This is a genomic window from Klebsiella sp. Ech2A (assembly GCF_030078455.1).
Classification (GTDB): Bacteria; Pseudomonadota; Gammaproteobacteria; order Enterobacterales; family Enterobacteriaceae; genus Klebsiella; species Klebsiella terrigena.
The window spans coordinates 1-3625 of record NZ_JAQGFU010000305.1; the positions used below are offsets into that span (position 1 = coordinate 1).

At 53.5% G+C, this 3625-nt stretch carries 5 protein-coding genes and 1 pseudogene; all 6 read right to left on the minus strand.

The genetic code is table 11. From position 1 onward, the window contains the following. Positions 1–565: VOC family protein (locus PFH44_RS25930; protein ID WP_283826609.1), on the minus strand; the 565-nt coding region annotated here is incomplete at its 3' end. Beyond that, positions 565–1086: an L-2-amino-thiazoline-4-carboxylic acid hydrolase gene (locus PFH44_RS25935; protein WP_283826610.1), complete on the minus strand. Its 522-nt coding sequence runs from the start codon at positions 1084–1086 to the stop codon at positions 565–567. The genes PFH44_RS25935 and PFH44_RS25930, both read right to left, overlap by 1 nt. 23 nt (positions 1087–1109) lie before the next feature. Further along, positions 1110–1955 carry a transporter substrate-binding domain-containing protein gene (locus PFH44_RS25940; protein ID WP_283826611.1) on the minus strand — a complete coding sequence of 282 codons (846 nt, stop codon included), beginning with the start codon at positions 1953–1955 and terminating at the stop codon, positions 1110–1112. Further along, a complete protein-coding gene (locus tag PFH44_RS25945; protein ID WP_045858104.1) occupies positions 1942–2697 on the minus strand; it encodes an amino acid ABC transporter permease in 756 nt (251 codons plus the stop codon). The genes PFH44_RS25940 and PFH44_RS25945 overlap by 14 nt, the downstream gene beginning before the upstream one ends. A 9-nt stretch (positions 2698–2706) precedes the next feature. Then, entirely contained in the window at positions 2707–3405 is a 699-nt protein-coding gene (locus PFH44_RS25950; protein ID WP_045858106.1) for an ABC transporter permease subunit, read from the minus strand. 10 nt (positions 3406–3415) lie between these two features. After that, positions 3416–3625, minus strand: a pseudogene (locus PFH44_RS25955) (amino acid ABC transporter ATP-binding protein); the annotation flags it as partial.

Below are 3625 nucleotides of genomic sequence, written 5' to 3' on the forward strand. Positions count from 1 at the left end.
CGGCCTGCGGGTCTTGCACCGCAAAAACTGCGCTCTGCAATGTTACCTCGCCTGCGGGATGCGGCCCGTCGAGCCCCTGAGCACGTAGCCGCGTCAGACGTGCGTCATCGCCCTCTCCCCACTGCAAAATAAAGGGATACGGCAGGCCGTTAAAATCGCCATCGACAGTGAAAATCCGCCAGCGAATGATATTGCCCTGCGGATCGTTACGCTGGCCGTCGACAATCGGAGAGACATTCAGCCCTTTGCTGCGCAACTCCGCATGCGTCTGGTCAATATCATCCGTGCGCAGCGCCACCCGATGCAGAGCCTGGTTTTCCGGCAGCAGCTGCGCCGCGTCGCGGGAGAGCAAAAAATCGGCCTGCGCCGACGCCAGCTCGGCACGATCGTAGATGGCGAGAAATTCGATATAGGTCAGCCCGAAATAGCTGAGCGCATTCCAGGTCCCCCAGTCGGGGTGACGCCCGCCGGCAAGTGCGCTGAGCTTGTGGCCGGCAAACGCGGCAATCGCCTCGGCCGGCTGGTTCACAAACTGAACGACGTGATCCCATTTTAATGTTGTCATTACGCCTCCTGAGTCTGGGAGAAACGCAGGCGGCAGGCGGCATCACCCCGCGCCAGCGCGGTCTCAACCGCTAACTGCATGCCCTCGAACGCATCGGTTAACGCATGATCCCCTACCATGCAGATATCGCACAGCGTCTCAATCTGGCGGGCATCGCGCCCCTGCTGACGCCAGCAGTTGACGTAAGGGCAATAATGGAACAGCACAATAAACTCTGACGGGCTGACCGAAACGGCCTCCATTTCGTAAACCCGCGATTCCAGCCCGCGGGTAAATAGAGCGGCAAACTCCTGCAAATCGTTGCCGCGACGCATCTTCGCGCGGAAGGAATGCCCGATATCAAGGCCATAACGGCGGATAGCGTCACGCGCATAATCGTCGGGCTGATTGCGCTGCCGGGATTCATCCAGCAAATAGCCTAGCGTCGCGGCGCGCTTTTCGGTGATCGCGCGCAGCGCAAGGGTAACGTCGTCGTCCAGGCTCGGTGCGTTGTGCCCCGAAGCGGGCTGTTTTGTATTCATCAGGCAGCACTCCCCTTAAACAATCATTCCCAGTCGGTGTTCACTTTGACGTTTTCCGCCCCCGGTAAAGCGTAAACATCTTCGTCGTACCACTTGCGGGACAGTTCGGCGAGCGTGCCGTCCTTTTTGAGGGCGGCAAGCTCGTTGTCGATAGCTTCGATCAGTTTCGGGTCAGCACTCTTTTTGTATAAATAGACGTTGGGGAACAAGCCGACGGACTCAGAGGCTTTTAGATTAAGATTGAGAGCTTTGTTTAACGCCAATAATGCGCCAATCGGGTAAATAGCCGCATCGTACTCTCCGGAGGCAACGGCTTTGAAAATGTCCGCCGCAGATTGCTCGCCGTTCGGCTGGAGATTGATTTGCTGGCCGGGGTGCTTTTTGTTGTAGTTATCGATAACGGTATAGCGCGCATCAGATGTATGAATCGGCACCAGTTTCTTCTTACCGCCGGCAAGATCTCCCAGCGTATGAATATCGTTTTCGTTGTTACGCACAATTAAACGCAGGTCGCTGATACCCGAAGGCTGGCCAGAGTGCGCATACTGTGCCGCGCGCTCTTTGGTGAGATAAAAATGGTCCGCTGCGAGGGTATAGGCGCCGGTGGACAAACCGACGATCATCGCATCCCGGGAGACCGCATTAAAATGGAACCTATAGTTGGTGAGCTTCCGATCGATGATTTTTAATAACTCACCGTCGTAGCCGGTAATATTGTTATTATCATCCACAAAGCTGAACGGGAATCCGTTCGCGTTGACCACCACCTCAACGGTTTGCGCATTCGCGCTTTTTTCGGCCGCCTGGGCCACCGTGACCTGCATTGCCAACAGCAGCGACCCCAACATTAACACCTTATTTTTGAACATACTTCTTTCCCCAAAATGAGTGAGATGGAACCACTTTTGGCGCATGGTTTTTCCACCGGTTACTGAGATACTCCTCGATATGTCGCAATATCCGGGTAAGCACCAGACAGAGCGCAATATAAATAATCAGGACGATGCAGTAGGCCTCCACGTAATGAAAACCACGCGCTGCAGCAATATTCGCCTTTGCCATAACATCAACCACCGTGATGGTATAAACCAGCGACGTATCCTTGATCAGGTCAATCAGGACGCTGGTGTAGTTGGGTAAAGCGGAGACCGCCGCCTGCGGGAAAATAATGCGCCGAAACTGGGTAAAGCCGGTCAGGCCTATCGACCATGCGGCCTCTCGCTGCCCCTTTTCAACCGAATTCCACGCCGAACGAAACGTCTCTGCGAAGTACGCGCTAAACACCACTGAAAAAGCGGCTACGGCGGCCACCAGCGGCGAGAGCTTGTAGCTGAACGGGGTATCCTGCGGTCCGCCAAAAAGCCCGTTGGCAAGCCACGGCCAGGCGTAAAAAACAAAATAGAGCATCACCAGCATGGGGATCGAGCGGCCAAAAGAGATAAACACCGTGACCAGATATTTCACGTACGGCACGTCGCGGATCATCACCCAGGCCAGAATGGCTCCTGCCAGCGTCGAGAAAATTAACGCTAAAAAGGTAATCAGCAAGGTTATCGGTAGAGCGCTGAGTATAAAGGTGAAATTATCCCGGATAAAATCGATGCTAAACATAGTCGTGTTTTACTCCAGTAAATATTGATACTTTTTCTCAATGCGCGTAGTGAGATAAAAGATAATAACGTTAAGCAACCAGTAAATAAGAATGACGCTAATAAATGCCGCAACCTGCTTCGCGCCATAGCTGTTCTGCGATATTTTCTGTGCCCGACCAAAAATATCGACAATGCCAATAATATTAACCAGCGAGGTCATCTTTACGAGGTTGATTAAAAGATTGCCAAAGTTGGGAATGGCGATAATGAGTCCTTGCGGAAAAATGACATGCGCGATGCCAATATACCAGGGAATATTCAGACTCCGTAGGGCCTCTTTTTGTCCTGGATCTACGGCGTTCCATGCCGAGCGCAGCATTTCTGCAAAATAGGGACTAATGCCAACCGAGATAGATAATATGGCAAAGGTCATATCGCTAATCAGTAACGCCGGCAGCTCAAGTGCGGAGAGAATCAGTTTGCCGCCGAAGAAGAACAGCAGGATTAACAGAGCCAGCGGCGCCCCGCGCAGCACATCGGTATAGGTTTTCGCCAGCCAGCTCAATAGCGATGAACGGCTAAACTGCAGGACCGCCGCCACCAGCCCAAGCGCCAGGCCGAGCAGCAGAGAGGCCAGCGTAATACCCAGCGTAACCGGCAGGTTTTCCAGTAATTTCGGCACAATGAACAGCAGATCGTCGAGAGTAAATAGCGGTTGTGGATTCATCGAGTTGACCTCAGGCGTGAAAACGTAATCGGGCCAGAAACGCCTGCGTCCGCGTGTGCAATGCCGCACCAAAAATCTGCTCAGGCGGCCCCTGCTCCACGATCTCGCCATTTTCCATAAACACCACTCTGGAGGCGACCTGGCGGGCAAACTCCATTTCATGAGTCACGATAATCATCGTTTGTCCGTTGGCGGCAATCTCCTGGATAAGCGCCAGGAC

What these genes read in the sequence shown, in the direction of transcription:
- PFH44_RS25935 (WP_283826610.1), bottom strand. Translation starts at nt 1,086, where the DNA reads ATGAATACAAAACAGCCCGCTTCGGGGCACAACGCACCGAGCCTGGAC.
- PFH44_RS25950 (WP_045858106.1), bottom strand. Translation starts at nt 3,405, where the DNA reads ATGAATCCACAACCGCTATTTACTCTCGACGATCTGCTGTTCATTGTG.
- PFH44_RS25945 (WP_045858104.1), bottom strand. Translation starts at nt 2,697, where the DNA reads ATGTTTAGCATCGATTTTATCCGGGATAATTTCACCTTTATACTCAGC.
- PFH44_RS25940 (WP_283826611.1), bottom strand. Translation starts at nt 1,955, where the DNA reads ATGTTCAAAAATAAGGTGTTAATGTTGGGGTCGCTGCTGTTGGCAATG.